The sequence below is a fragment of the Bradyrhizobium sp. LLZ17 genome, from assembly GCF_041200145.1.
In the GTDB taxonomy this organism is placed as follows: Bacteria; Pseudomonadota; Alphaproteobacteria; order Rhizobiales; family Xanthobacteraceae; genus Bradyrhizobium.
This window is the reverse complement of sequence record NZ_CP165734.1, coordinates 400,685-424,968: the sequence shown is the minus strand read 5'-3', so window position 1 is coordinate 424,968 and position 24,284 is coordinate 400,685. Positions and strand designations below refer to the sequence as shown.

Sequence of the window (24,284 nt, the reverse complement as noted above, 5' to 3'; positions counted from 1 at the left end):
ACAAAATGTCGGTCGATACCCTTCCCCAGTCGTCCATTCCGATCACGTCGCCGCTGCGGCCGCGCTTTGATTCCTCACCTCGACGCCGATCATCGCTACCGCAACGATCTTGCTGGCGCTGATCGTGCTGATCTCGATCCTGGCGCCGCTGATCGCGCCGCATGATCCGATCCAGCTGTCGCCGTCGCTGCGGCTGAAGCCTTCGTCGGCGCAATTCCTGCTCGGCACCGACGCCTATGGCCGCGACCTCTTGTCACGCGTCACCTATGGTGGCCGCGTGTCGCTCCTGATCGGCGTCGGGTCGGCGATCCTGTCGATCGTCATCGGGCTCGCGATCGGCCTGGTCTCCGGCTTCTTCAAGCTGGTCGATTCGGTCTTGATGCGCGTCATGGACGGCCTGATGGCGATGCCGAGCATCCTGCTCGCCATCGCCGTGGTGTCGCTGTCCGGCGCCAGCATCTGGACCGTGCTGATCGCGATCACCATCCCGGAGATCCCGCGCGTGGCGCGCCTGGTGCGCTCGGTCGTGCTGTCCGCGCGTGAAGAGCCTTATGTCGAGGCGGCGATCTCGCTTGGCTCCTCGCTGCCGAAGATCATGTGGCGGCATTTGATGCCGAACACGATCGCACCGCTGATTGTCCAGGGCACCTATGTCTGTGCGTCCGCAATCCTGACCGAGGCCATTCTCTCCTTCCTCGGCGCCGGTATTTCGCCGGAGACCCCGACCTGGGGCAACATCATGGCCGAGGGCCGCCAGTATTTTCAGCTCAAGCCGACACTGATCTTCTGGCCAGGCCTTCTGCTCTCGATCGCCATCCTCAGCATCAATTTGATCGGCGACGCCGCCCGCGACGCACTCGATCCCCGCATGAAGCAGCGGGAGGGGAAGTGAAACAATTTATCCCGTCATTCCGGGGCGGTGCGAAGCACCGAACTATGGTGCGCAGTTGCGCACCTGAGAATCTCGAGGTTCCGGGTTCACGCTTGCGCGCGCCCCGGAACGACGGTGGAGACCTCGCATGACCAACCCAATCCTCGACATCAACAACCTCGTCGTTTCCATCGGCAAGAAACCGAAGGGCGCCAACATCATCGACGGCATCTCGGTCCAGGTCCACCAAGGCGAAACGCTGTGCCTCGTCGGCGAAAGCGGCTCGGGCAAGTCGGTGACCTCGCTCACCACCATGGGTCTGCTGCCGAAAGGCACGCTGGTTCCGACCGGCGGCAGCGTCAAGTTGGTCGGCGAGGAGATTCTCACCGCGACCGACCGCCGGCTGCGCCAGCTCCGCGCGACGCAGATGGCGATGATCTTCCAGGAGCCGATGACCGCACTCAATCCGGTGGTCCCGGTCGGCCGCCAGATCGACGAGGTGCTGCGCGCCCATACCAGCCTTGACGCAAAAGCGCGCAAGCAGCGCATCCTCGATATGATGGAGCAGGTACGCCTGCCCCAGGTCGAGCGCATCTTCGCCTCCTACCCGCACCGCCTCTCCGGCGGCCAGCGCCAGCGCATCATGATCGCGATGGCCCTGGTGCTCGAACCGAAGCTGCTGATCGCCGACGAGCCCACCACGGCGCTCGACGTCACCACGCAGAAGCAGATCCTGACCCTGATCCGCGATCTTCAGCGCGATCACGGCACGGCCGTCTTGTTCATCACCCACGACATGGGCGTCGTCGCGGAAATCGCCGACCGGGTGGCGGTGATGCGCCAGGGCCGGCTGGTCGAGACCGGTACGCTGGATTCCATCCTGCGCAAGCCGACCATGGAGTACACCCGCAATCTGCTCTCGGCGGTGCCGAGCCTGGTGCCGCGCGCGCCGCGCGAGGACAGCAGGGAGCCGGTGGTGCTCGAGGCCAACGAGCTCGGCAAGGTCTACAAGGAGCGCGCCTTCTTCGGCAAAGGCCGCGAGGTCGTCGCCGCCGACAAGGTTACGCTGACACTGCGCAAGGGCCGCACGCTCGGCATCGTCGGCGAAAGCGGCTCGGGCAAGTCGACGGTGGCGCGCTGCATCGTCCGCCTGATCGACCCAACCTCCGGCGGCGTGCGCCTGGCCGGCCGCGAGATCTCCGACATCTCGCGGCGCCTGTTGCAGCCGCACCGGCAGAAGATCCAGATCGTGTTCCAGGATCCCTACCGCTCGCTCAACCCGCGCGTCACCGTCGGCGAGAGCATCGCGGAAGGGCCGGTCAATTACGGCACCTCGCATGCGGACGCGATCAAGCGCGCGCGCGAGCTGCTCGAGCTCGTCGGCCTGCCCGCCGACGCCGTGTCACGCTATCCGCACCAGTTCTCCGGCGGCCAGCGCCAGCGCATCGCGATCGCGCGTGCGCTTGCGCTCGATCCGGACGTGCTGGTTGCGGATGAGGCCGTCTCGGCGCTCGACGTCTCCGTGCAGGCGCAGGTGCTGGAACTGCTCGACGAGATCCAGAAGCGGCTCGGCATCGCGATCCTGTTCATCACCCACGATCTGCGCGTCGCCGCCCAAATCTGCGATGAGGTGGTGGTGATGCAGCACGGCCGCGTGGTCGAACAGGGCCCCGCCGCCGAAGTGCTGACCCATCCGAAGGAGGCCTATACCAGGGCCCTGCTTGAGGCCGCGCCCGGCCGCGGTTGGGATTTTGCGAACTTCCGGCCGGTGGCGGAAGGTGTGGCGGCCACGGTTTAAGCCGCATACTCCGTCATTGCGAGCGCAGCGAAGCAATCCAGGCTGCCGCTGCGGAGAGACTCTGGATTGCTTCGCTTCGCTCGCAATGACGGGGGGCGATCACCAGCATTCGAAAATGACGTAAAGCCATGCGCGGCGGCATGAGCTCTCCACCTTGCTCTCTCGTCAAAGCCAAGGCTAACGTCGCGCATCATTTGCGTGGGACTGAACTGAATGACACGTATCGCCGTCGGCGGCTTTCTGCACGAGACCAACACCTTCGCCCCGACAAAGGCGACGTTCGCAGACTTTCAGCATGGCGGTGGCTGGCCGGCGATGACGCAAGGCGCCGACGTGCTGAGGGTGATGCGGCGCATCAATGTCGGCCTTGCCGGATTCGTGGATAGTGCTGAAGCCAACGGCTGGGAACTCATCCCGACCATCGCCTGCGGCGCAAGCCCGTCCGCGCATGTCACCAGCGATGCCTTTGAACGCATCGTGACGGTCATGGTCGACGGCATCGCCGCCGCCGGTCCGCTCGATGCCGTCTATCTCGATTTGCATGGCGCCATGGTCACCGAGCATCTCGACGACGGCGAAGGCGAGATCCTGGCGCGCGTGCGCCGCGTCATCGGCCACGACGTTCCGCTGGTCACGAGCCTCGACCTCCACGCCAACGTCACGCCGGAGATGATGGAACATGCGGACGCACTGATCGCCTACCGCACCTATCCTCATGTCGACATGGCCGAGACCGGCCGCGCCTGCGCGGAACATCTCGCGCTGCTCCTCAAGACAAAGCAGCGCTTCGCAAAATCATTCCGCCAATTGCCGTTCCTGATTCCGATCAGCTGGCAGTGCACCAACGACCAACCGACCAAGGGCATCTACGAGAGGCTTGCCGCGCTGGAGAGCGACGTGGTTCCGACACTCTCGTTCGCGCCCGGCTTCCCCGCCGCCGATTTCCGCGATTGCGGGCCAAGCGTGTTCGCCTATGGCAGGACGCAGGGAGACGCCGACCGCGCAGCGGATGCGATCGTCAAACTGATCGAAAGCCACGAGGACGATTTCGACGGCAAGATCTGGTCGCCAGACGACGGCGTGCGCCACGCCATGGAACTCGCGAAGGCCGCGAGCAAGCCGATCATCATCGCCGATACCCAGGACAATCCCGGCGCGGGCGGCGATTCCGACACCACCGGCATGCTGCGCGCGCTGGTGCGCAACAAGGCGAGTGCCGCGACCGGCGCGATCTACGATCCGGAATCGGCCAAGGCCGCGCATGCGGCCGGCGTCGGCGCCACCGTGACATTGTCGCTCGGCGGCAAGTCCGGCATTCCCGGCGACGAGCCCTATCGCGAGACCTTCCTGGTCGAAAACCTCTCCGACGGCCGCTTCATCGCGCCCGGCCCTTATTACGGCGGCCGCGAGATGGAGATGGGCCCCTCCGCAGGCTTGCGCATCGGCGACGTCCGAATCGTCGTGAGCTCGCACAAGGCGCAACTCGCCGACCAGGCGATGTATCGCTATGTCGGCATCGAGCCGACCGAACAGAAGATTTTGGTCAACAAGAGCTCGGTGCATTTCCGCGCCGATTTCGAGCCGATCGCAGCGAAGCTGATGATCTGCGCCGCGCCCGGCGCGATGCCGGCCGACACCGCTACGCTGCCCTGGACGCGCCTGCGGCCGGGCATCCGCATCAAGCCGAACGGCCCCGTTTTCAATCCTCCATCACGCTAACTGGACAGGACAGATGCCCACCATTGACCGCATCGACGGCTATGCCGACGAACTCACCGCGATCCGCCGCGATCTCCACGCCCATCCGGAGATCGGGTTCGAGGAGATCCGCACCTCGGGCATCGTCGCCGACAAGCTGAAGAGCTGGGGCGTCGAAGTGCATCGCGGCCTCGGCGGCACCGGCGTGATCGGTGTCATCAAGGGCAAGGGTTCGAGCGGCAAGCGGATCGGCCTGCGCGCCGACATGGACGCGCTGCCGATGGAAGAGAACACCAATCTGAAATGGCGCTCGACCGTTCCCGGCCGCTTCCACGGCTGCGGCCATGACGGCCACACCACCATGCTGCTCGGCACCGCGCGCTACCTCGCCGAGACCCGGAATTTCGACGGCACCGTGCACCTGATCTTCCAGCCGGCCGAGGAAGGCCTTGGCGGCGCGCGCGCGATGATCAAGGACGGGTTGTTCGAGAAATTTCCCTGCGACGAGCTTTACGGCTTGCACAATGCGCCCGATCTCAATCTCGGCGAGATCGCGATCCTGCCGGGCCCGGCGATGGCCGGCGCCGATTTCTTCGATCTGCGTATCCGCGGTTATGGCGCGCATGGCGCGATGCCCGAGCGCTCCAAGGATGCGGTGATCATCGCGACCACCCTGGCACAGGCGATCCAGACCATCGTCAGCCGCAACGTCGAGCCGCTCCAGGCCGCCGTCGTGTCCATCACCCAGATCCATGCCGGCTCCGCCTACAATGTCATCCCCGGCGAAGCGCATCTCTGCGGCACCATCCGCACCTTCTCGAATGAAGTTCGCGCGCTGATCAGCGAACGTGTCCGCACGATCTGCGCCGGCATCGCGGCCGCGTATCAGTGCGAGATCGACGTCGACATCCGCGACACTTTCGGGGTGCTGGTCAACCAGGTCGAGCAGTCCAAGGTGGTCGAGGAGGTCGCGCGCACCGTGGTCGACCCCGCCAAGGTGATCACCCGCACCCAGCCGAAGATGGGCAGCGAGGATTTCGCCGACATGCTGCAAACCATTCCCGGCGCCTATTTCTGGGTCGGCCACGACGGCTCGGTGCCGGTGCACAACCCCGGCTATGTGCTCGACGACAAGATCCTGCCGATCGGCGCCAGCATGTTCGCCCGCATCATCGAGACGCGCATGCCGGTCGGTGCCCATGCGTAAGAAGGACGTCGAAGAGGCGGTCACCCCGCTGCACGATCTCTCCGCGGTCGATCTGATCGCCGGCTATCGCGCAAAGCAGTTCTCGCCGAGCGAGGTGCTGGAGGATGTGCTCGCGCACGTCGCCGCGTGGGAGCCGCACCTCAAGGCGCTCTATGCGTTCGATCCCGACTCCACGCGCGAGGCCGCCAAGGCCTCGACGGCGCGCTGGTCCGGCGGCGAACCTTCCGGCCCGCTCGACGGCGTGCCGGTCACGGTGAAAGACAACATCGCGACCAAGGGCGTGCCGGTGCCGCTGGGGGCTGCCAGCGTCAAGCTGGTGCCGGCGGAGAAGGACGCACCGCCCGCGGCACGGCTGCGCGAGGCCGGCGCGATCATCTTCGCCAAGACCACCATGCCCGATTACGGCATGCTGTCCTCCGGGCTCTCCAGCTTCCACGCGCTCGCGCGCAATCCCTGGGACCTCAGCAAGAATCCCGGCGGCTCCAGCGCGGGCGCCGGCGCTGCAGCCGCCGCCGGCTACGGTCCGCTGCATCTCGGCACCGATATCGGCGGCTCGGTGCGCCTGCCCGCGGGCTGGTGCGGCCTGGTCGGATTGAAGCCGAGCTTTGGCCGGGTGCCGCTCGATCCGGCCTATGTCGGCCGCGTCGCCGGACCCATCACCCGCACCGTCGACGATTGCGCGCTGATGATGAGCGTGATCGCAAAGCCGGACCGGCGCGACGGCACCAGCCTGCCCGCCGAACCCCTCAACTGGAAGGGGCTGGAGAAGTCCCCGCGCAAATTGCGCATCGGGCTGATGCTCGATCCCGGCGTCGGTCAGCCGCTGGAGAAGCCGGTCCGTGACGTCGCGGTGAAGGCCGCGAAAGCGTTCGAATCCGCCGGCGCCGTCATCACCGAAGTCGACGGCATCCTCACGCGCGAGATGCTTGACGGCCTCGACAATTTTTGGCGCGCGCGGATGTGGGACGATTTGTCGAAGCTGACGCCCGCCGACCAGGCCAAGGTGCTGCCCTACATCTTCAAATGGGGCGAGTCCGGCGCAAAGCTGTCCGGCGTCGACGTGATCCGCGGCTTCAACCAGACCATGGCGATCCGCGCTGCCGCGGCAAAACTGTTCTGCGAGCTCGATTATCTGATCTCGCCGACGGCGCCGAACGTCAACTTTCCGGCGGAATGGGCTTCACCCCTCAACGATCCGATGAAGCCGTTCGAGCATATTGCCTATACCGTGCCGTGGAATATGTCCGAGAATCCCGCCGTCTCGATCAACGGCGGCTTCGATGCCAAGGGTTTTCCGATTGGCGTGCAGATCGTCGGCCGCCGCTTCGACGACATCGGCGTGCTCGGCATGGCCAAGGCGTTCGAAGGCCTGCGCGGCCCGCAGCGGCCGTGGCCGAGCCCGCCGGCTGATTGATCGCACCGGCGTCATTCCGGGTTGCGCCCTCTTGGCGCAAGCGCGGAATCCATTCATCCGCATAGTCGTGTGGAGAAATGGATTCTCAGGTGCGCAATTGCGCACCTGAGCTCGCGCTTCGCGCGCCCCGGAATGACATGCTAGAGAGATCAACAAAGAAACAAGGGAAGGAAACCACCATGGCGTATGAGACGATCAAGTACGAGATCGCCGAGCAGATCCTCACCATCACGCTGAACCGGCCCGACAAGCTCAACGCCTTCAACGGACAGATGCAGGCCGAATTGATCGACGCGTTCGACGCCGCCGACAAGGACGACGACGTCCGCGCCATCATCGTCACCGGCGCAGGCCGCGGCTTTTGCGCAGGCGCCGATCTTTCCTCGGGTGTCAACACCTTTGACCGCGACGCGCGGCGCGGACCGGTGAAACGCTTCGCCGACGGCAAGGTCGACTACAGCGATCCGCAGGTGCGCGACGGCGGCGGCCAGGTGACGCTGCGCATCTTCAAATGCCTGAAGCCGGTGATCGCGGCGGTCAACGGCCCGGCGGTCGGCATCGGCGTCACCATGCTGCTCGCGATGGACATCCGCATTGCGTCGGACGCCGCGCGGTTCGGCTTCGTGTTCTCCCAGCGCGGCATCGTGCCGGAGGCCGCCTCGAGCTGGTTCCTGCCGCGCATCGTCGGCATCTCGCAGGCGCTGGAATGGTGCTATTCGGGCCGGGTGTTTCCCGCGCAGGAAGCGCTCGCCGGCCGCCTTGTCAGCAAGGTGGTGCCGCCGGATGAGCTGTTGCCGACCGCGCGCGCGCTCGCCAAGGAATTCGCGGCGAAGACCGCGCCGGTGTCGGTGGCGCTGATCCGGCAGATGATGTGGCGCATGATGGGCGCGGACGATCCAATGGAAGCCCACAAGGTCGACAGCCGCGGCATCTACGCGCGCGGGCGCTCCGAGGATGTGAAGGAAGGCGTGGTGTCGTTCCTGGAGAAGCGCCCCGCGCAATTCAAGAACAAGGTATCGAGCGATATGCCGGACTATTTTCCGTGGTGGACAGAGCGGGAATACAAGTGACGCGAAGCGTCATCCCGGGGCGATGCGAAGCGTCGAACCCGGGATCTCGAGATCCCGGGCTCGCCCTGCGGGCGCCCCGGAATGACGACGGTAGAAGCTAATCCATCACCAGCGCGACCCGTCCGATCGCCTTGCGATCGAGCAGCAGCCGCATCGCCTTGGCATAGTCCTGCAGCGGCAGGCGGTGCGACACGTTCGGACGCAGCTTGCCCTCTTCTGCCCATGCGAGCAGCGCCTTCAGGCGCACCTCGCCGAGCGCGGGATTTTTCCGCACGGCTTCGCCCGCGCGTACGCCGAGGACGCTTGCGCCCTTCATCAGCAGCAGATTGGTTTTCGCCAAGCCGATGCCGCCGGTGAAGCCGATCACCAGCAGCCGCGCGCCCCAGGCGATGCAGCGCATCGAGTTCTCGAATACCTCGCCGCCGACCGGATCGAACACGACGTCGGCGCCGCGGCCATCGGTGATCCGCTTCACGGCGTCGCGAAACGGCTCGCGGTCGTAGCGGATAAGATGATCCGCCCCGCGCGTCTCGGCAATCGCGAGCTTCTCGTCGCTGGAGGCGGTCGCAATCACGGTGGCGCCGAGCATCTTGCCGATCTCGACGGCCGCAAGGCCGACGCCGCCGCCGGCGCCATGCACCAAGAGCACCTCGCCCGGCTCCACCCGGCCGCGATCGATCAGCGCGTGATAGGCGGTGCCGTGGCCGGCGAGATAAGTCGCGGCTTCCGCATAGTCGAACGTCGACGGCATCGGCGTGAGCTGCGACGGCCTGACAACGGCTTCATCGGTGAATGCGCCGTGGCGCATTTTCGCGATGACCTTGTCGCCGACGGCGACGCCCCTCGCCTCCGCGCCCACCTCGGTGACATCCCCGGCGGCTTCCATGCCGGGCGTGAACGGCAACTCGGGCTTGAGCTGATATTCGCCGGCCGCCATCAGCACATCGGGAAAATTCAACCCGGCGGCGCGGATCGCAATGCGCACCTCGTCCGGCTCGAGGGCGCGCGATGGAAACTCCTCCAGCCGCAACGTCTCGGGGGCACCGAGCGCGCGGCAAACGACAGCCCGCACCATCAGGCCGCGCTCGCCTTGCTGCGCAGCAGGGCCTCGCGGATCAGCGGCAGGCGGTCGTTGCCGAAATACATGTCGACCTTGTTGACGAAGATCGTCGGCGAGCCGAAGCCGCCGCGCGCCACGACCTCCTCCGTGTTCGCCTTGAGCTGGTCCTTGATCGCCTGCTCCGAAATGCCCGCGAAGAAGTTTTGCTCGTCGATGCCGACTTTCTTGCAGATCTCGGCCAGCACCGCATCCTGCGAAATGTCCTTGTCGCCGCCCCAATAGGCTTCGAACACAGCGGTCGCGAACGGCACCATGTCCTTGCCGAGCCAGATGCAGCCGCGCATGGCTTTCACGCTGTTCACCGGAAATACCGTCGGCGGCATCTTGATTGCGAGCCCCGCCGAGCGCGCCCAGTCGGCGAGATCCTTCTTCATGTAGCGTGCCTTCAGCGGCACCGGCGTCTCGCGCTGCGCGTAGACGCTCGGGTTGACCGTGTTGAAGATGCCGCCGACCAGGATCGGCCGCCAGATGATCTCGGCGCCGAGCTCCTTGGCCAATAGCTGGATGTTGTGGAACGCGAGATAGGTCCAGGGACTGGAACAGTCGAAGAAGAATTCGATCATGGCGTTTCCTGTTTTGTCGTGTGTCTTTCGCTTTATCCTCCGTCATTGCGAGCGCAGCGAAGCAATCCAGAATCTTTCGGCAGAGACAGTCTGGATTGCTTCGCTGCGCTCGCAATGACGATTACGGTCCGAGGCGCGACTTTTGTTGTCCTGTACCTCGACGTTAAGACATGGCAGGAAGGGGCGCAACACAACCCCGCTGGAGGGCCGCCATGCTGTTTCCAACCACGATCGCCGGCTCCTTGCCGAAGCCGGAATGGCTTGCCGAACCCAACATGCTCTGGGCGCCCTGGAAGTCGCAAGGTGACGAGCTTGTCCGCGCCAAGCGCGACGCGACCATGCTTGCCGTGAAAATCCAGGAGGACGCCGGCATCGATATCGTCACCGAGGGCGAGCAGGCGCGGCAGCACTTCGTGCACGGTTTTCTGGAGAAGATCGAGGGCATCGACTTCGCCCACAAGGTCGAGATGGGCATCCGCAAGGACCGCTACAAGGCGATGGTGCCGCAGGTGGTGGCGCCGCTCCGACTCAAGGGGCGCGTCCATGCCGACGAGGCGCGCGTGGCGCGCACGCATACCAGGAAAAAGCTGAAGTTCACCCTGCCCGGCCCGATGACCATCATCGACACCATCGCCGACCGTTACTACGGCGACCGCGTCAAGATGGCGTTCGCCTTCGCCGAGCTTCTGAATGAAGAAGCCAAGGCGTTGCAGGCCGATGGTGTCGATCTCGTGCAGTTCGACGAGCCCGCCTTCAACGTCTACATGGACGAGGTCAACGATTGGGGCATCAAGGCGCTGGAGCGCGCCGCGCAAGGCCTGACCTGCGCCACTGCCGTGCATATCTGCTACGGTTATGGCATCAAGGCCAACACCGACTGGAAGGAAACGCTCGGCACCCAATGGCGGCAGTATGAGCAGATTTTTCCGGCGATCGATGCGAGTCCGATCCAGCAGGTCGCGATCGAGTGCCGAAATTCGAAGGTGCCGCTCGATCTGCTCGCGCTGCTCCAGAACAAGATCGTGCAGGCCGGCGTGATCGATGTTGCCAGCGACACGGTCGAGACCGCCGAGGACGTCGTCAAGGTGATCGACGCGGTATCGAAATTCGTGCCCAAGAGCAACATCATCGCGACCACCAATTGCGGCATGGCGCCGATGCGGCGCGACATCGCCGAAGCCAAGCTGATGGCGCTCGGCGCCGGCGCCGCGCTGGCGCGCGAGAAGTTGGTGTGATGCCGGCGATCCGGCTGCGCTTTGTTGTCGCAGCGCTTGCGACGACCACGATGCAGACGCACGCGGAAGATCGCTCCGTGCTGCGCAACTGCAAGGCCATGGTCGAGCGCGCGTCGAAGGATGCGCATGCTGCGAGCGAAGCCGAGCTGACCCGCTGCCGCCAGGTGATCCGCGAATGGGCGCTGCGCGACGCGCGGACCAGCGTCGACGAAGACGGTAAGCCGCTGCGCTAGCCGCGCGCCGTCGGATGCAACACAGGCCGATATCCCGCGATCATCGCCCGCAGCGTGGAAGGTGCCGTCAGCAACATCGGGCGATCAAGGGTGCCCGCATGCGGGGCGTAGCCCGCGGGTGACCACAGCAACGTCTTGCCACGCGTCACCAGAAAGCTCTCATCGCCCTGCTGGATCATCGCGCCATCGGGCAATTCAGCGAGCGGCATCGGCAGCGCATGCAGCCGCTTGTTGCCGCGATCGAGCCGCTCGCGGTGCAGCACTGCGTCCATGGCCTTGGCGCTGAGGTCGGTTGCACCATTCCCCGCTTTCCATGCGTTGCGAAACCGGATGGCATCCTCGCGGCGACAGAAGAAGCAGGGCCGGTGGCCCGCGGCAAGAGCTGTCGCCTCATCGAGAAAGAACAGCTCGGTCCAGCTTCGCCGCGCCATCACCGGCCGCCGCCAGCCGCGGAATTCACACAGGCACGTGATCCAGGCCGGCGATGACCAGCGCCTTTTCAGCAGCGTCTTGGTCGCGGGATCGTGGATGATGCCGCGATTGCCGGTGAACATCCCGCGATGTGGCGTGGCGATGATGTCGCCGGTCGGCGTGACGCGATTTTGCAGGGGCATGGCTGCCTCTGCCCGTCATTGCGAGCGAAGCGAAGCAATCCAGACATGCATCCGCGGAAGCAGTCTGGATTGCTTTGTCGCGGAGCCTGTCATCGGGCCGCGCTTTGCGCGGACCCGGTGGCTCCTCGCAATGACGGCGATAGTCACGCCGCGCCATCACGCAGCGGCGGGTGATACGACAGCGCGGTGTCCCAAGGGAAGAAGATCCAGGTGTCCTGCGACACTTCGGTGATGAAGGTGTCGACCAGCGGGCGTCCCTTCGGCTTGGCATAGACCGTGGCGAAATGCGCATCGGGCAGCATCTCGCGCACCAGCTTGCCGGTCTTGCCGGTGTCGACGAGGTCGTCGACGATCAGAAGCCCCTTGCCGGTGCCGCCGCCGAGCTTCATCGCCGCGTCGGAAATGCCCTTGAGAACCTGAAGGTCGCCCTGCTTGGTGTGATCGTAGCTGGCGATGCAGACCGTATCGATCACGCGTACCCCGAGCTCGCGCGCCACGATCGCGGCCGGCACCAGGCCGCCGCGCGTGATCGCGATCACCGCATGAAACGGACCGACCTCGTTCAGGCGCCAGGTCAGTGCCCGGCAATCCCGGTGGAACTGGTCCCACGATACCGGGAAGGCCTTGCCTGCGCGCTCCTGCGCGCTCAGTTCGGGTGGTTCACCAGCCATTATCGTCTCCTGCCATTCGTCTGCCGGCGGCTCCTGCTACCGGGTGATGTTCAATCCTGCCAGCATTTCCTTCACAGCCGCCATCGCGGCTGCGAGCTTGTCCGCATCGCGCGAGCGCACCACGAGATTGGTGTTCGGCTTGGAGTCCTCGTCCATGAAAGGATAGCTGCCGATGATGGTGTCGGGGTGATCTGCGGCGATCGCTCGCAGCGGGCTGCCGATGTCGCCCTCCCGCGCGTTGGCGCGGACCGATTCGGAAAGCATGCGGACGCCGGATTTCAGCTTGGGCGAGACGATGTCCATCATCGCCTGCATGATCGACGGTACGCCGGCCATCACGATGACGTTGCCGATCTTGAAGCCGGGCGCGAGGATAGTGGCACTCTGGATCAGTTCGGCGCCATCGGGGATGCGGGCCATGCGCAGGCGGGCCTCGTTGAGGTCCTGCTCGCTCCAGCGCTCGCGGAAGCGGGCGACCACCTCCGGGTGATGGTCGATGCCGACGCCAAAAGCCTTGGCGACACTGTCGGCGGTGATGTCGTCGTGGGTCGGCCCGATGCCGCCGGTGGTGAAGACGTAGGTGTAACGATGCCGCAGCGCATTCAAGGCGGCGATAATGTCGTCCTCGTCATCGGAGACGATCGGACCTCCTTCAGGTCGATGCCGATATTGGTCAGATATTCGGCGATGAAGCCGATATTCTTGTCCTTGGTCCGGCCGGACAGGATTTCATCCCCGATGACCAGAATGCCCGCCGTGACGATCTCGCTCATAAATTACGTCCCTTACCTGTCGTGCCGAATTTGCCGGGGTAACGCGTTGAAGTCACGCGGTTTTGCTGCCGAAATAAGCAGTCCTCAGCCATTTTTTCAGGCAAGCCCCAGGCGATATCAGCCAAATGTCTCAAGTCCATGCTTATCGCGCTGGCCCGGCCCTTGCTACCGCCTAGGAAAGTCATGCACTCTCGCCGCATGGCCTCGGGACGTTGCGGTCTTCACCAGGACCGACACGACCTGAGCAATGGCGCAGCGCCTGGGGAAAACAGTCGGGATCTATGGCAGTCGCGTTTGATGAAATGAACATTCCCGGCGGGGACCTTCGCCCCGCCTATCAGGAGCTGGCGCGCTGGCTCAAGGAGACGCCTCCCGAGGCGCTCGAATATCGTCGCCAGGAAGCCGAGCTCCTGTTCCGCCGGATCGGCATCACCTTCGCCGTGTATGGCGAGGCCGAGTCGACCGAGCGCCTGATTCCCTTCGACGTCATCCCGCGGATCATGTCCGGCAAGGAATGGGCGCTGCTGGAAAAGGGCCTGAAGCAGCGCGTGCGCGCGCTGAACATGTTCCTGCGCGACATCTATCACGGCCGCGACATTCTCCGTGCCGAGATCGTGCCCGACGACCTCATCTTCCAGAACCCGGTGTTCCGGCCCGAGATGAACGGCCAGCAGGTGCCGCACGACGTCTACGTGCACATCGCCGGGATCGACATCGTCCGGGTCGACGCCAACGACTTCATCGTGCTGGAGGACAATGCACGCACGCCGTCCGGCGTGTCCTACATGCTGGAAAACCGCGAGATCATGATGCGGCTGTTTCCGGATCTGTTCGCCCGCCACAGGGTGGCGCCGGTCGAGCGATATCCGGACGAGCTGCTCTCCGCGCTGCGCTCGGTCGCGCCGCAGAGCGCTTCGGGCGAGCCGACGGTCGCGCTGCTGACGCCCGGCGTCTACAACTCGGCCTATTACGAGCACTCCTTCCTCGCCGACAAGCTCGGGATCGAGCTCGTGGAAGGGCGCGACCTCATCGTCAAGAACAACGAAGTGTTCATGCGGACGACGGAAGGGGTGAAACGGGTCGACGTGATCTACCGCCGCGTCGACGACGATTACCTCGATCCCCTCACCTTCCGCCCCGATTCCGCGCTCGGCGTGCCCGGCCTGATGTCGGCCTATGCGGCCGGAAACATCACGCTCGCCAACGCCGTCGGCACCGGCATCGCCGACGACAAGGCGATCTACTCCTACATGCCGGATATCGTGAAATTCTATCTCGGCGAGGAGCCGATCCTGAAGAACGTTCAGACCTGGCGCTGCCGCGAGCCGAAGGATCTCGCCTATGTGCTGGATCATTTGGGCGAGCTCGTGGTGAAGGAAGTGCACGGCTCCGGCGGCTACGGCATGCTGATCGGCCCCGCTGCGACCAAGGCGACCATCGAAGCGTTCCGCGAAAAGCTCAAGCGCGAGCCGGAAGGCTTCATCGCCCAGCCGACGCTGGCGCTCTCGACCTGTCCGACCTGCACGGCATCCGGTCTCGCGCCACGCCATGTCGACCTGCGGCCCTTCGTGCTCACCGGCAGCAAGAGCACGACGATCGTGCCGGGTGGTCTCACCCGCGTCGCGCTGAAGGAAGGCTCGCTGGTGGTGAATTCGAGCCAGGGCGGCGGCACCAAAGACACCTGGATATTGGACGAGTAGAGAGATGCTGTCGCGTACCGCCGAAAACCTCTACTGGCTCGCCCGCTATGTCGAACGGGCCGAATATCTCGCGCGCACCATCGATGCGACCTTGCGCGTTACCGCTCTGCCGGCCGCCTATATCGGCAAGACCAATGAATGGGACTCGGCGCTTCTCACCGCCGGCGTCGCCGCGAGCTTCTATCAGCAATATGAAGAAGCCAACGAGCACAACGTCGTCGAATACCTCTCGTTCTCGCCGAACAACCCGTCCTCGATCCGGAACTGCATCGAGGCGGCGCGGCTGAACTCGCGCTCGGTGCGTACCGCGCTGACCAGCGAGATGTGGGACACCATCAACTCGGCCTGGATCGAATTGCAGGAGGTCTGGAGCAAGGGCACCTCGACCCGCGAGGAATTGGCCAAATTCCTGCGCTTCGTCCAGGAGACCTCGCTGCGCTTCGACGGCTCGGCCTACCGCACCATGCTGCGCAACGACGCCTACTGGTTTTCGCGAATGGGCTTGCATCTAGAGCGCGCCGACAACACCGCACGCATTCTCGACGTGAAGTACCACGTGCTCTTGCCCGAGGAGGAACATGTCGGCGGCCCGCTCGATTTCTATCAGTGGACCTCGATCCTGCGTTCGGTCTCCGCGTTGACGGCCTATCATTGGGTCTATCGTGAGACGCTGAAGCCGTGGCTGATCGCGGATCTGCTCATCCTCAACGACACGCTGCCGCGCTCGCTGGCAAGCTGCTACGGCAATCTGGTGCGCAATCTCGACCAGATCGGCGTCGCCTATGGCCGCCAGGGCCCGGCCCAGCGCCACGCCCGCGGCATCCGCAACCGGCTCGAACACAGCAATATGAACGACATTTTCCAGCATGGCGTCCATGAATTCATTCAGGAATTCATCACGGACAATTCCAGGCTGGGCGAAATCATCACGAAGCAGTATTTGATCTGATCCATGCCGTCATTCCGGGATGGTCCGAAGGACCAGACCCGGAATCTCGAGATTCCCGGTCCGGTGCTGCGCACCGCCCGGGAATGACGCCAGAACAACGGTTCACCATGCGCCTGCGAGATCCAGCACATCACGACTTATCGCTACGAGCCGCAGGCCACCAGCGTCATCCAGATCCTGCGCATGACGCCGTGCAGCCATGACGGACAGTATGTGGCGGAATGGCAGATCGACGTCTCGACCGACACCAAGCTCGACACTCATGAGGACGCCTTCGGCAACGTCACCCATGTCTTGTCCTGCGGCCCCGTCGACGACATCAGGATCACGGCCGAGGGCCTGATCGAGACCCACGACACCGGCGGCGTGCTGCGCGGCGCGGACGAGCGCTTCCCGGCCGGCATGTTCCTGCGCACCACCGAATTGACCGAGGTCAATCCTGCCATGGCGGCGGTCACGCGCCAGTTGCGCAGCGAGGCGGAGAGCGACACGCTTGGCTTCCTGCACACGTTGATGACGCAGATCAGCGAGCACATGACCTTCGACGAGGACCCGACCAACAGCGGCACCTCGGCGGCCGAAGCGTTCACGCTCAAGCGCGGCGTGTGCCAGGACTACGCGCATATCTTCATCGCCTGCGCCCGCACCGGCGGCGTGCCGGCGCGTTTCGTCTCCGGACATTTTTTGCGGTCTGACGGCACAGTGCATCAGGAGGCCGGCCACGCCTGGGCGGAGGCTTATGTCGACGGTCTCGGCTGGGTCGGCTTCGATCCCGCCAACAGCATCTGCACCACCGATGCCCATGTCCGCGTCGCGATCGGGCTCGATTATCTCGGCGCCGCCCCCGTGCGCGGCACCCGCTACGGCGGCGGCGCGGAGACACTGTCGGTCGAAGTCAAGGTCGAGCAGGCCGGCCGCGGCGGACAATCGCAATCGCAATCACAACGGCAGAGCTGAGCCGCGCCACACGCACACACCTCATCCTGAGGAGGCGCGCAAGCGCCGACTCGAAGGATGGCCGCGGGCGAGATCCGGGCCTTCATGGTTCGAGACGCGTGCTTCGCACGCTCCTCACCATGAGGATCGCGGGAATTGGGGTTGGAGCGGCTGTTGAAATTGGCTAGTAATTCCGCGCAAACGCGTTCGGGGATTGGAAATGACCTATTGTTGCGGAATTCTGGTGCGGGACGGGCTCGTCATGATCGCCGATACCCGCACCAATGCCGGCCTCGATAACGTCTCGACCTTCCGCAAGCTCCACATCTTCACCAAGCCCGGCGACCGCATCATGGCGATTGCCAGCGCCGGCAACCTCGCCATCAGCCAATCGGTGCTGTCCACCCTGACCGAGGGCCTGGAAGATCCCAACACGGGCGAGATCGAAACGCTGATGAACGCGCCGACCATGTTCCAGGCCGCCCAGCGCATCGGCCGGGCGATCCGGGCGGTGCATGCGACCGAGGGCCCTGCGCTAAAGTCCGAGGATGTCTCGTTTGACGTCTCCTTCCTGTTCGGCGGCCAGATCAAGGGCGCGCGCATGCGGCTGTTCATGGTCTATACCGCCGGCAATTTCATCGAATGCACCACCGACACGCCTTACCTGCAGATCGGCGAGCACAAATACGGCAAGCCGGTGCTCGACCGCGCAATGCACTATGACGTCGAACTCTATGAAGCACTGAAGACCGGACTAATCTCGATGGATTCGACCATGCGCTCGAATCTCGGCGTCGGCCTGCCGATCGACGTGCTGGTGGTGCGGGCGGACGCCTGCGACGCCGATCTCAATCACCGCATCGAGGCGGGCGAGCCGTATTTTCACGATTTGCGCTCGCGCTGGTCGGCGGCCTTGCGCGCCGCGCACCAGAACATTCCGCGGCCGCCCTACAAGAACGAAAAAGAGCCCAAGAGCTAATCAACAAGACCTAGTCAACAAGACCTAACAGAAAAGGCAGGAAACGATGAGTGAAGCAAACAGGATCGCAGTGGTGACGGGCGCCGGCACCGGCGTCGGACGCGCAGCATCGCTGGCGCTGATGAACACCGGCTTCACCGTGGTGCTCGCCGGCCGCAGGCTCGACATGCTCGAGGAGACGGCGAAGCTCGGTCCAGCGGGAAAAAGCCTCTGTGTCACCGCCGACATGACCAAGCCGGAGCAGATCGCCGCGCTGTTTGACAAGGTCAAGGCGACCTATGGCCGGCTCGACGTGCTCTTCAACAATGCCGGTATGGGCGCGCCGCCGGTGAATTTCGAGGATCTGAGCCTCGAGCAATGGCAGGCGGTGGTGAACACCAACCTTACCGGCCCGTTCCTGTGCACTCAGCACGCCTTCCGTATCATGAAGGACCAGACTCCGCGCGGCGGCCGCATCATCAACAACGGCTCGATCTCGGCGCATGCGCCGCGGCCGTTCTCGGCGCCCTACACCTCGACCAAGCACGCCATCACCGGCCTGACCAAGGCGAGCAACCTCGACGGGCGCATGTACGACATCGCGGTCGGCCAGGTCGACATCGGCAATGCCGCAACGCCGATGACCGACCGCATGGTCGCCGGTCCCGGCGTGATGCAGGCCGACGGCACGATGAAGCACGAGCCGCGCATGGATGCCAAGGCGGTCGGCGATGCCGTCGCCTACATGGCCGGCCTGCCGCTCGATGCCAACGTGCTGACCATGACGGTGATGGCGAGCAAGATGCCGTTCGTGGGACGGGGCTGAACCAAAACTGCGAAAACAACCCCATGCACAGTAGGCGGCATGGGGTTGCAAGCTGCCTTAGGCAAGCAGGGTGAGTGAGGTCGACTAAATCCCTGTGCTGCGTCCCCAATCGCCCACCAACGAGCAGGTCGCATCGAAACCGATACCGGCGATGCTGTCCGGCGCAATGCCGGCCTTTCCAACCGCGCCGCGCACGCTGCGGCACACGGCACGCCAGATGTCCTCGCTCGATTGCTCGACAATGTCGCCGGCCTCGCGCCAAAGCGTGATGTCAGCCCTATCGGTGCCGGCAAGTCTGCCGGAGCGATCGAAGACGCCGGCTCTTGCACTGCCAGTACCGACGTCGATGCCAAGAAAATGACGAGTCACCTCGGATGCCCTCACCGATAAAGCAACAGATCGAAGATGCGGAAGCGTTACAGGTCGTTGCTCTGCGGCAGGATCACGAGGTCGCGGATCGTGACATTTCTCGGACGGGTCAACATGAAGAGCACCGCCTGCGCGACTTCGGTCGGCTGGATCAGTCCACCTGCCGCCATCTCCTCCTCGAGCTTCTCCTTCGGCCAGTCGCTGATGAGCGCGGTCACGACCGGTCCGGGTGCCACGGCGCCGACGCGCAGACCATACTTGGCGACCTGCCGACGCACGGTATGGACAAAAGCCTGCACGGCATGTTTCGAGGCTGTGTAGATCGGCTCCCAGACGACAGGGACGAGACCGGCGATCGAACTGGTGACAATGATGTCGCCGCTCTTGCGCTCGACCATGTGGGGCAACACCGCGTGGATGGAGCGAAACAACGCGTTGACGTTGAGGTTGAGCATGCGGTCCCAGGCGTCGGGGTCGCCATCGAGCACCTCGCCACCAACATAGGTTCCGGCATTCGCATGGAAGATGTCGAGCCGGCCGGCCCTTTCCAGCACCTGCGGCATCATGCCCGCCATGCTCGCATGATCGGTCAGGTCTATGCGCAGCGGGATCGCGTTCTCGCCAAGCTCGGAACAGACGCTATTCAGCGCATCCTCCGCCCGGTCGACCAGCACGACGCGCGCGCCAGCTCCGATCATCGTCCTGGCGCATTCGAGACCGATGCCCGAGGCGGCGCCGGTGATCGCGGCAACTTTTCCTGCAAGTTCCTGGCCCACGGTCGATCCTCTTGTTGGAGTTGTCTAGGCTCGGCCATGGGAGACACGCGAGCGTCGTGCCAGCGAGTCGACGATGACCGCAACGGCAAGTACGGCGCCCGTGATCATGTACCGAAGCGACGACGAGAGATCGAGCAGCGTGAGGCCGCTGGCGATCGACTGGATGACGATGATGCCGAGCAGTGCGGAATAGGCGCTGCCACGGCCCCCGAACAGGCTGGTGCCGCCGATAACCGCCGCGGCGATGGCATTGAGGTTCACGTCTCCCGTGCCGGCCTGCTGGCTGGAAGATGCGAGCCGCGCAGCTGCAAGGATACCGCCGGCAGCTGCCAGCGTGGAGCACAGCACGAAGGCACTCGCATGGATGCGGCGAACGTTGATGCCGGCGCGACGGGCGGCCTCGCGATTGCCTCCGACCGCGCTCATTGAGCGACCCCATTTGGTTCGCTTCAGCGCATAGTTCATGACCACGCACAAGCCGACGAACAGGCCGAACATCCATGGAACGCCGCGGGCGAGATTGAGATAGTACACTATGAATTCGAGCACGATGACGACTAGCGCACCCTTCAGCAGAAGGCGGCCGAGCGAACTTGCAGATAGTCCCGCCGCTCGCCTGCGCGCGGCCATCCGATAGCCGGTCGCGAATACGACCGCGCCGGCAAGTGCTGCGAGCGCGTAGGATACGACCGGTGGCATGACCAGCATCTGTCCGAAATTGACCAGCGGAGATCCATAGGGAAGGTTGATCGAGCCGGACGAGCCGAGCAGATAGAGTTGCAGGCCGAGCCACGCCAGCAGGCCGGCCAATGTCGAGACGAAGCTCGGCATGCCAAGACGGTTGAACAAGAAGGCATAGAGGCCACCGATGGCGGCACCGAGCCCCAGCGCGGTGACGATCGCCAGCGCCAGGGGCCAATCCTGATTGACCCACAGCACCCCGACCAGTGCGGAGGAGAACCCGCTCACCGAACCAACCGAGAGGTCGATCTCGCCGACCATCAGGATACAAACGATGCCGAGCGAGATGACGCCTACGGTCGAGCAATCGAACAGCAGATTGACCAGATTGTCAGGGGCCAGGAAGACCGGGTTGAGGCTCTGGAATGCGGTGCAGATGATCAGCAGGCCGACCACCACCGGCAGAGAGCCGAGGTCGCCCGACCGCACTCGGTCGACAAAGGCGCCGATGGTGCCGCCGATCGTGTCCGCATGTGCGACCCGCTCGTCGCGACGGTCCAGCAACCGAGCGGTCGAAACCCGTTGCGTGTTGTCGGTCATGGTCGCACCTCCCGCGGTTGCTGCGCGCGGCGTCGGCTGGCGCGCCGGGAGACCGAATTCTCGTCGGCACCCGTGATGGCCGTGACGAGATCCTGGTTGGAAACGTCGGGTCCGAATTCGCCGTTGTTGCGGCCGAGGCGCAGCACCACGATCCGGTCGGCGACGGCGCGCACATCCTCCATGTTGTGACTGATCACGATGACGCCCAAGCCGCGGGCGCGCACGCGCTCGATCAGGTCGAGCACCTCTGCGGTCTGCGCGACGCCGAGCGCTGCGGTAGGCTCATCGAGCAAGATAAGCTTCGGCTCGGTCAGCAGCGAACGCGCGATCGCCACGGTCTGGCGCTGCCCGCCCGACAGCGACGCAACGGGTTCGCGCACGCTCGGAATGCGGGCCGACAGTTCGTTGAGCAATGTCCAGGCCCGGATCTCCATGGACACCTCGTCGAGCCTGATTGGATTGAGCTCGCGGCCGAGGAAGATATTGGCGACCACATCGAGGTTCTCGCAGAGTGCCAAATCCTGGAAAACGGTGGCGATGCCGAGGCGAAGCGCCGTGGCCGGATCGGGCAGGACGACATGTTCGCCATCGAAGGCGATTGTCCCCGAGGTGGGCTGGTGCACGCCGGCCAGAATCTTCACCAGCGTCGACTTTCCGGCGCCGTTGTCACCGACAAGCGCCACGACCTCTCCGGCATGCACGTCGAGATCGACGTCGGCAAGCGCGGACACGGCGCCGAAATTCTTGGAAATGCCGCGAAGCCTCAGGACGGGTTCGCCTGGCCCCTCCTGCGCGCGATCGACATCCGAGATCGTGGACATTTTCGCGTCCCGCCTTCCCTTCTTTCATCCCGGCCGCATCGAGCGGCCGGGATGCTGCTTCGCTTACTGCGTGATGCCGAGTTTCTTGCATCCGGCGGCATATCGGCCCGTGCAGAGCTGATCGGCTGTCTGGATCTTCTTGTCGATGATCTCCGCCTTCAGGTTCTGCTGGGTCACGACCGCCGGAATGAACAGCTTCGAGGGCGTGTTAAAGAGCGTGGTTTCCGCCTTGGGCGCGGCGCCGGAGAGGAATTCCACCGCCGCCTGGGCCGCGGCGGCCGCAACGATCTCGCTGGGTTTGGAGATCGTATTGTACTGATCACCGGCGATGATGAGCTGAAGCGCGGCAATCGTCGCATCGTTGCCCGTTACGGGAGGCACCGGGTCGATACCGGCGGCCTTGAAAGCGGCAATTGCGCCACCGCCCGTACCATCATTGGCGGCGACGACGCCAAGGATTTTCTTGCCGAAGCGGGTGACCTGGCCGCTCGCCCACTGCTGCGCCTTGGGCGGCGCCCACTCGGGCGTGTCGTATTCGGCGAGAATTGGATAGCCGCTGTTGTCGAGGCCCGCGTGAATGCCCTTCTTGATCAGCCCCGCGGCGGCATCGGTCGGCGATCCATTGATCTCGAGCACCCCTTCACCGTCCTTCGGCGTGACCTTGGCGTCCTTCAGGTGCTTGACCAACGATTCCGAGATGGCCTTGCCGATGCCTTCATTGTCGAAGGAAACGTAGAAGTCGGCCTTGGCATCCGGGATCGGGCGGTCATAGGCGATCACCCTGATGCCCTGGGACTGTGCCATCTTGACCAGCGAAGCGGCGGCGGCCGAGTCGACCGGATCGAGCACGATCACCTTGGCGCCCTGCGAGATCACCGAGTTGAATTGCTGCTGCTGGCGCGCGGCGTCCGCGCTGGCATTCTGATAGACGACCTTGCAGCTCTGGCAGAGCTTCTTCATCTCGGCAGCAAAGCCTGGATAGTCGTGCTGTTCGTAGCGGGTGGAGGCCTGGTCGGGCATGAGGAAGGCGACGGTTGCGTCTTTCACCTCCGCGGCACGCGAGGACATGGCCGTTGCGCCGAGTAGCGATAGGGCGACAGCGGCGGAGCATGTAGTCTTGAACGAGGGCTTGGTCATTCGGACTTCCCTTTCAGAAACTGGGTGTTAAAGTGCTGCTCGTTGATATTTCGGAGACACGTCCTCCCTGCTTCTGCAGCCGGATGACGACGGCGGTCACCGCCGAAGTCCTTCGAAGCCATGCGGAATTTCCGGACAGACAATCTCCTTCGCAGGCTGCCATCGGCACGCCCACGTCATTCTTTCCGTAATCGTCCTCCTCCCTTGCTCCTCCCGGTTAGGCGGCGCGTGCCGCGTTGATGTTGTCGGCCAGCAATCGTCTGAAGCGCGAGGGCGGCATGCCCTTCTCGGCCAGGAACTGACGGTTGAAATTGGAAAGATTGTTGAAGCCGACCTGGAAGCAGATGTCGGTGATAGAAGCGTATTCGTCGCTCATCAGGATCTGGCAGGCGAGATTGATGCGGAGCCGCTTGACGTATTGCACAAGTGACATTCCCGTGTGCCGGCGGAACGAACGCGAAAACGCGCTTTGCGACTGACCGGCAATCGCCGCGAGATCGGCTTCGCCGAACGGCTGCGTCAGGTTCTCGCGGATGAAGGCCAGCGCCTTGTTCGTTCCAGCCGACATGTAGCCGGACGGATCGGGCAAATAGTTCGGGCTGGACAGCGGCAGTGCACCGCGGGCGCGGCAGAGCGTTCCCAGGATCATCATGAATAGCTCGATCCGACGCACGCCCTTGGCCGCCACGATCTCCTCCATCAGCGGGGCCAGCTCCTTGCTTGTGCTGCCGGCAAACAGGACACCGCGTCGGGAGAATTCCAGCAGCGCGGCGAGACCCGACAGCTCGGGCATCAGCCTCATCGTGTCGCCGATGAATTCTTCGCTGAACTGGATGATGCGGCCGCGCAGCGGGATCGTCGTTTCCGCCGGCAGATCGCTTACCCAATTGTGCGGCAGGTTAGGTCCAGTGAGCACGAGATTGCCCGGTTCGAACTGGCCGATGAAATCGCCGACAAAATACCGACCGCTGGTCGCCACGACCTGGTGGATCTCATATTCCGGATGAAAATGCCATCTGACGGTGTGGAACGGATATCCGTGCGACCAAGCCTTAAACGACTCGCCGCGCCGTATCTGGACGACTTCCAGGTCTGGTTCCATGCCCGTTCCCTCCTGGCCGGCCCCGGTTTCTAAATATCCGGGCTCGTCCCCGATGGCTGAATTTGCTCAGCTCTCGCTATTGCTCGAAACCTAGCGAGTGGTGGCCGCTGCCGCCACCACGATTCAGATGCCGAACCGATACTCTTTTGACATCTCTGGGCT

21 protein-coding genes and 3 pseudogenes are annotated in these 24,284 nt (G+C 64.2%); 13 read left to right on the top strand and 11 right to left on the bottom strand.

Features of this window, described 5'->3' with window-relative positions:
- Nucleotides 1-5 precede the first annotated feature (5 nt).
- From AB8Z38_RS02040 to AB8Z38_RS02015, 6 genes and pseudogenes are all read left to right on the top strand, one after another.
- Nucleotides 6-892, top strand: a pseudogene (locus AB8Z38_RS02040) (ABC transporter permease).
- 127 nt (nucleotides 893-1,019) lie between these two features.
- Nucleotides 1,020-2,669: an ABC transporter ATP-binding protein gene (locus tag AB8Z38_RS02035; RefSeq protein ID WP_369722863.1), complete on the top strand. Its 1,650-nt coding sequence runs from the start codon at nucleotides 1,020-1,022 to the stop codon at nucleotides 2,667-2,669.
- A 213-nt stretch (nucleotides 2,670-2,882) separates the two neighbouring features.
- Nucleotides 2,883-4,388 (top strand): M81 family metallopeptidase, encoded by a 1,506-nt coding sequence (locus AB8Z38_RS02030; RefSeq protein ID WP_369722861.1) that lies wholly within the window; start codon nucleotides 2,883-2,885, stop codon nucleotides 4,386-4,388.
- 13 nt (nucleotides 4,389-4,401) lie between these two features.
- Nucleotides 4,402-5,574, top strand: a complete 1,173-nt coding sequence (locus AB8Z38_RS02025) for a M20 aminoacylase family protein (protein ID WP_369722858.1) — start codon at nucleotides 4,402-4,404, stop codon at nucleotides 5,572-5,574.
- Complete coding sequence (locus AB8Z38_RS02020) at nucleotides 5,567-6,988, top strand: amidase (RefSeq protein ID WP_369722857.1); 1,422 nt, start codon at nucleotides 5,567-5,569, stop codon at nucleotides 6,986-6,988. Before AB8Z38_RS02025 ends, AB8Z38_RS02020 begins: the two co-directional genes overlap by 8 nt.
- Before the next feature lie 179 nt (nucleotides 6,989-7,167).
- Nucleotides 7,168-8,058, top strand: coding sequence for a crotonase/enoyl-CoA hydratase family protein (locus AB8Z38_RS02015; RefSeq protein ID WP_369722856.1), 891 nt, complete (start codon nucleotides 7,168-7,170; stop codon nucleotides 8,056-8,058).
- Between the two features lie 97 nt (nucleotides 8,059-8,155).
- Here AB8Z38_RS02015 and AB8Z38_RS02010 read toward each other — a convergent pair whose 3' ends face one another.
- Both AB8Z38_RS02010 and AB8Z38_RS02005 read right to left on the bottom strand, forming a co-directional pair.
- The gene (locus AB8Z38_RS02010) at nucleotides 8,156-9,133 is read right to left on the bottom strand and encodes an NADPH:quinone oxidoreductase family protein (RefSeq protein ID WP_369722855.1); all 978 of its coding nucleotides are present in this window, start codon (nucleotides 9,131-9,133) and stop codon (nucleotides 8,156-8,158) included.
- Nucleotides 9,133-9,741: a 2-hydroxychromene-2-carboxylate isomerase gene (locus AB8Z38_RS02005; protein ID WP_369722854.1), complete on the bottom strand. Its 609-nt coding sequence runs from the start codon at nucleotides 9,739-9,741 to the stop codon at nucleotides 9,133-9,135. The genes AB8Z38_RS02010 and AB8Z38_RS02005 overlap by 1 nt, the downstream gene beginning before the upstream one ends.
- Nucleotides 9,742-9,953: 212 nt before the next feature.
- Here AB8Z38_RS02005 and AB8Z38_RS02000 point away from each other — a divergent pair, with 212 nt between their 5' ends.
- The gene (locus AB8Z38_RS02000; protein ID WP_369722852.1) at nucleotides 9,954-10,976 is read left to right on the top strand and encodes a methionine synthase; all 1,023 of its coding nucleotides are present in this window, start codon (nucleotides 9,954-9,956) and stop codon (nucleotides 10,974-10,976) included.
- Entirely contained in the window at nucleotides 10,976-11,209 is a 234-nt protein-coding gene (locus AB8Z38_RS01995) for a hypothetical protein (RefSeq protein ID WP_369722850.1), read from the top strand. Before AB8Z38_RS02000 ends, AB8Z38_RS01995 begins: the two co-directional genes overlap by 1 nt.
- Here the strand turns inward: AB8Z38_RS01995 and AB8Z38_RS01990 are convergent.
- The 3 genes and pseudogenes from AB8Z38_RS01990 to AB8Z38_RS01980 all read right to left on the bottom strand — a co-directional run bounded on the left by AB8Z38_RS01990 (nucleotide 11,206) and on the right by AB8Z38_RS01980 (nucleotide 13,267).
- Nucleotides 11,206-11,823 (bottom strand): hypothetical protein, encoded by a 618-nt coding sequence (locus AB8Z38_RS01990; protein ID WP_369722848.1) that lies wholly within the window; start codon nucleotides 11,821-11,823, stop codon nucleotides 11,206-11,208. The two genes, AB8Z38_RS01995 and AB8Z38_RS01990, sit on opposite strands and share 4 nt — an antisense overlap.
- Before the next feature lie 143 nt (nucleotides 11,824-11,966).
- A complete protein-coding gene (gpt, locus tag AB8Z38_RS01985; RefSeq protein ID WP_369722846.1) occupies nucleotides 11,967-12,494 on the bottom strand; it encodes a xanthine phosphoribosyltransferase in 528 nt (175 codons plus the stop codon).
- Nucleotides 12,495-12,530: 36 nt separating this feature from the next.
- A pseudogene (locus AB8Z38_RS01980) lies at nucleotides 12,531-13,267 on the bottom strand (competence/damage-inducible protein A).
- Between the two features lie 281 nt (nucleotides 13,268-13,548).
- On the opposite strand from AB8Z38_RS01980, the gene AB8Z38_RS01975 reads away from it, so the two are divergent.
- The 5 genes from AB8Z38_RS01975 to AB8Z38_RS01955 all read left to right on the top strand — a co-directional run bounded on the left by AB8Z38_RS01975 (nucleotide 13,549) and on the right by AB8Z38_RS01955 (nucleotide 18,636).
- Entirely contained in the window at nucleotides 13,549-14,967 is a 1,419-nt protein-coding gene (locus AB8Z38_RS01975) for a circularly permuted type 2 ATP-grasp protein (RefSeq protein WP_369722844.1), read from the top strand.
- A 4-nt stretch (nucleotides 14,968-14,971) separates the two neighbouring features.
- Nucleotides 14,972-15,916 carry an alpha-E domain-containing protein gene (locus AB8Z38_RS01970; protein ID WP_369722842.1) on the top strand — a complete coding sequence of 315 codons (945 nt, stop codon included), beginning with the start codon at nucleotides 14,972-14,974 and terminating at the stop codon, nucleotides 15,914-15,916.
- Nucleotides 15,917-16,036: 120 nt separating this feature from the next.
- On the top strand, nucleotides 16,037-16,873 hold the full coding sequence (locus AB8Z38_RS01965; protein WP_369726721.1) for a transglutaminase domain-containing protein: 837 nt from the start codon (nucleotides 16,037-16,039) through the stop codon (nucleotides 16,871-16,873).
- Nucleotides 16,874-17,072: 199 nt separating this feature from the next.
- Nucleotides 17,073-17,831, top strand: a complete 759-nt coding sequence (locus AB8Z38_RS01960; RefSeq protein WP_369722841.1) for a peptidase — start codon at nucleotides 17,073-17,075, stop codon at nucleotides 17,829-17,831.
- Nucleotides 17,832-17,877: 46 nt separating this feature from the next.
- Nucleotides 17,878-18,636, top strand: a complete 759-nt coding sequence (locus AB8Z38_RS01955) for an SDR family oxidoreductase (RefSeq protein WP_369722839.1) — start codon at nucleotides 17,878-17,880, stop codon at nucleotides 18,634-18,636.
- 114 nt (nucleotides 18,637-18,750) lie between these two features.
- Here AB8Z38_RS01955 and AB8Z38_RS01950 read toward each other — a convergent pair.
- The 6 genes and pseudogenes from AB8Z38_RS01950 to AB8Z38_RS01925 form a co-directional block, all read right to left on the bottom strand.
- Nucleotides 18,751-19,005 (bottom strand): annotated as a pseudogene (locus AB8Z38_RS01950) (FGGY family carbohydrate kinase); the annotation flags it as partial.
- Between the two features lie 47 nt (nucleotides 19,006-19,052).
- Complete coding sequence (locus AB8Z38_RS01945; protein WP_369722838.1) at nucleotides 19,053-19,781, bottom strand: SDR family oxidoreductase; 729 nt, start codon at nucleotides 19,779-19,781, stop codon at nucleotides 19,053-19,055.
- Between the two features lie 24 nt (nucleotides 19,782-19,805).
- Nucleotides 19,806-21,062, bottom strand: a complete 1,257-nt coding sequence (locus AB8Z38_RS01940; protein WP_369722836.1) for a sugar ABC transporter permease — start codon at nucleotides 21,060-21,062, stop codon at nucleotides 19,806-19,808.
- Entirely contained in the window at nucleotides 21,059-21,883 is an 825-nt protein-coding gene (locus AB8Z38_RS01935) for an ATP-binding cassette domain-containing protein (protein WP_369722835.1), read from the bottom strand. The genes AB8Z38_RS01940 and AB8Z38_RS01935 overlap by 4 nt, the downstream gene beginning before the upstream one ends.
- Nucleotides 21,884-21,946: 63 nt before the next feature.
- On the bottom strand, nucleotides 21,947-23,020 hold the full coding sequence (locus tag AB8Z38_RS01930) for a sugar ABC transporter substrate-binding protein (protein ID WP_369722833.1): 1,074 nt from the start codon (nucleotides 23,018-23,020) through the stop codon (nucleotides 21,947-21,949).
- A gap of 217 nt (nucleotides 23,021-23,237) precedes the next feature.
- The gene (locus AB8Z38_RS01925) at nucleotides 23,238-24,122 is read right to left on the bottom strand and encodes a helix-turn-helix domain-containing protein (protein ID WP_369722831.1); all 885 of its coding nucleotides are present in this window, start codon (nucleotides 24,120-24,122) and stop codon (nucleotides 23,238-23,240) included.
- Nucleotides 24,123-24,284 lie beyond the last annotated feature (162 nt).